Source organism: Ohtaekwangia sp., from assembly GCF_036568665.1.
Taxonomy (GTDB): domain Bacteria; phylum Bacteroidota; class Bacteroidia; order Cytophagales; family Cyclobacteriaceae; genus Ohtaekwangia.
In genome coordinates this window covers 1-3235 of record NZ_DATCSD010000437.1, presented here as the reverse complement: position 1 = coordinate 3235, position 3235 = coordinate 1, and the positions used below count along the sequence as shown (strand labels likewise).

General features: G+C 43.4%; 3 protein-coding genes and 1 pseudogene. All 4 read right to left on the bottom strand.

The annotated features are described in order from the left end of the window. Nucleotides 1-722, bottom strand: a pseudogene (locus VIN08_RS25710) (hypothetical protein); the annotation flags it as partial. Nucleotides 723-737: 15 nt separating this feature from the next. Then, on the bottom strand, nucleotides 738-1157 hold the full coding sequence (locus tag VIN08_RS25705) for a hypothetical protein (RefSeq protein WP_331971797.1): 420 nt from the start codon (nucleotides 1155-1157) through the stop codon (nucleotides 738-740). Nucleotides 1158-1165: 8 nt separating this feature from the next. Beyond that, nucleotides 1166-2050: a DUF6443 domain-containing protein gene (locus VIN08_RS25700; RefSeq protein ID WP_331971795.1), complete on the bottom strand. Its 885-nt coding sequence runs from the start codon at nucleotides 2048-2050 to the stop codon at nucleotides 1166-1168. A gap of 2 nt (nucleotides 2051-2052) precedes the next feature. After that, nucleotides 2053-3235 (bottom strand): hypothetical protein (locus tag VIN08_RS25695; RefSeq protein ID WP_331971792.1); only part of this gene is annotated, 1183 nt, incomplete at its 5' end.

The window sequence follows — 3235 nt, the reverse complement described above, 5'->3', positions numbered from 1 at the left end:
TGCAAAAGCAGGTATACCAGGTTTGAAAGACTGCCCATTGAAGTAGGAATCGTACCACTCAGGTTATTGTGATGCAGTGATAAAGTGGTTAAATATTTCAGGTTTCCTATATCGGATGGAATGCTACCCGTTAAAGCATTTTCATGCAATACCAGGGTTGTCAGTGCGGTGGCATTTACCAGTGAGGCCGGAAGGCTGCCATTTAAATTGTTATGATCTGCATATACGATCTGTAAACCGGCAATGTTAAAAAGCTCGGAAGGTATATTTCCACTCAAGCCACAAGAGTATAGATAAATTTCCTTCAGCGCAGTCATACCACCTACAGCAGCAGGAATAGAACCTGTAATGCCCGCGTTACCATACATGTTAAATATAGTAACAGCTTTTAACGAGCCAATTTCCAATGGCAACGTCCCAACAAGGTTATTCGAACTGAGTGCAATTTTGGTAATATCTCCGTTGGTTACCGTTACACCATACCACGTACCAAACTGAGCGCTGGTAGCAGAGGATGGCCAGCTGCCGCTTACGGGCCAGTTTGTTTTGGTAGTCCAGTTGGTACCGCCCAGATTATCGAAAATCGCTTTCAGTGCTGCAAATTCAACAGCATCCGGAACAGCATCCACTACAGGCGCATCGCCTTTCGCTGACGCGGGAGAACTCGACAGTATACTCATCAACAGTACACCTGAAAAGAAGGTAGATAGAATAAATCTCATGTTGTCAAACGAAAATTAGAGTGTAGTGATGCCTGTAATTTTAAATTCATACATATCCGGAATATCCTCCCCATCCTCTTTCAACAGAAGTATACGTATGGTGATTTCATTGCCGGATCTTATAAAAGCAATGGTACCGGCTTTGCCTCCTGTGGTTACCTGGTAAATGATAGAGCCGTTGTTGCTCACATTGCTCCAGGTGCCATTTACCGTATTTACTGTGTAGGTATATTTTACATTACCCTGACTGTCTTTCCATTCAACAGAAGTGCTGCCGTGCGAAATGATCTTGTCTCCGCTGGCAGAAAGTATATCGCCGGTGTTTACATCGGTGGCAGATGCCGTTTGCCAGGATAATGATTGGGTCGTGATATTTTGTGCCTGAAGCCAGCCTGGGATCAAAAACACTATCAGAATTTTAATAAATTTCATCATGAATATCTTTAATTAGCAATCGCATTTTTAGCAGCTTTTACTCCTTCCGGCGGTATTACCGCGACAAGATTTCCGAAGTCATCATATATATAGTATGTTGCTGCGTATTCCAGGTCGTTTATTCCGGTAGCATCGTCCACAACCTGCACACGCTTCAATATCAGATGCCCGCTGTTATCGGTATATTCGATCACTTCATGACCGTGTTCATCTTTTGTTTTCACTTTGTTAAGCTGGCCTTCCGGGTAGTACATCAGCGCACCTGGTGTATTAACATCTGCTACACTTATTCCTTTGTCAGCATCGTATTTCCAAAGCAGCACCTCGTTTAATCCATTCAGTGTATATTCTTTTTTTACAGCGTGATCGTTAGAGGAATATACATCGGTACCATCGGGTTGCCAGTTAGTGCCTACGTTTCCAACGGATACAGGGCGCATCAGCGGACTGATCTCGAATCTTGTCTCCGCGTAAGGCTTGTTATCTGCCGGGGTTTTATCGGTGGCCGGGCTACTGTAGAAAAGATATTGTGGTGATGAGGTGTAATCCGTTACCCCCAGTGCATTTGTTTTAAACCATCCATTTTGTTCCGAAGATATATAGGGTAAATAATGCAATGCTTCCCTTCCGTAAACGTCATACGCCTGTGGTTGCACCACGTCCATTTTCGCGGGTGATCCCTGACAAGTAACGGTCTGAACGGTTCTGCCAAGTCCGTCTACATAAGTCGTAGTCTCCGTTTTGTCGCCTGTTACAAGCGATGTAGTTTGCTCGGGAGTAGTGATATTCTTCACCTGAATCACTTCTTCCTTTACATAGTTGTAATTATTCGAAGGTTGCCCCATCACTACGCCAGTAGGTATGAAAAGACATAAAAGGATGTAACGCATCATATTTATCGCTGTTGGTAGTTATAGGTATACTTCTTTATAATATTATTATCGTTATCGCGAATGAGCAGGAGCCTGCCGAGGCTGTCATATTCATATTTTATAAGGCGCTGGTTAGGGTCGGTAATTGATTTTACACCGATGAGCGGATCATAGGTATATGTTGTCATCAATGCTCCAACCGGATAGAAACGCACTTCGTCCACCTGACCGGTGAGATTGATTGTATAGCTTGTACTGCCTACGGTTATAGTCTGAACCTGTTGCTGCCATACTGTTCCGGATTTGCTCCACCATGAAAGTATATATTTACCGGCTGTTAACTTTGTCAAGTTGATCGAAAACCCATTCGTCTTGCTTTTATGACCGGTTTTTGCGTCATCCGCTGTACTATTCCCGTCTTCTTCAAAACTTGTGTGAAAAACCTGATCCGGTAATGCATTCTTTACCTCTGCGATGACATAGGTATTGTTATACCCCCAGAGATATGCGCTGGGAGCGTCTTTGGGTTTTGATTGTCCGCGAAGGTTTGCCTGCGCATCATAGTCCAGATAGTTGAACCTCAAATCAAAATTACCATTGTTCTGCATAGTCTCCACAGACTCCAGTAAAGGCATGTTGTTGTTAAACAACTTATAATTATTCTTCACCGTTTCAACACTGTTCCCGGTAGTGCTCTCGGTTGCAATTACCGGCGATAGTATATGCTGATTTACCATTTCCGTTTTTGCTGCCAGTGCAGTGGCAGACAATCCGGGGTAATTATCGGGCGCATAATATTGTTTTACTGTCGTTACCCTGCCGTCACTGCGTGTAACGTCCGTCTGTGTAGGAAATATATGCTGTGTGCTTCCGTATTTATACGTCTTGGTCGTTACTTCCGGGGTCTTCTCTGTAGTAGACATCAATAATATTTTTTCAGCATGAAGAGCAGGATAAGCTTCCATCTCGTATGACAACGCAACATTGGTGGTTGCAAGATTTTCGTATGCTATGCTCTGATAGAAACTTTCTTCCACAGTCTGGTAATCATTGATGGTTTGTGTTACCATTTGCGGCTGACCATTGACATAAGCATAGTCCGTTTTCCGCTTCAACAAGCCATTTTTGTTAAAGCCCAAGCTAGACATACCTGGTTTTCTGTATGGAAGTGGTATACCTGATCCTACAATTCCGGCAATAAACGTA

What these genes read in the sequence shown, in the direction of transcription:
- VIN08_RS25705 (WP_331971797.1), bottom strand. Translation starts at nt 1,157, where the DNA reads ATGATGAAATTTATTAAAATTCTGATAGTGTTTTTGATCCCAGGCTGG.
- VIN08_RS25700 (WP_331971795.1), bottom strand. Translation starts at nt 2,050, where the DNA reads ATGATGCGTTACATCCTTTTATGTCTTTTCATACCTACTGGCGTAGTG.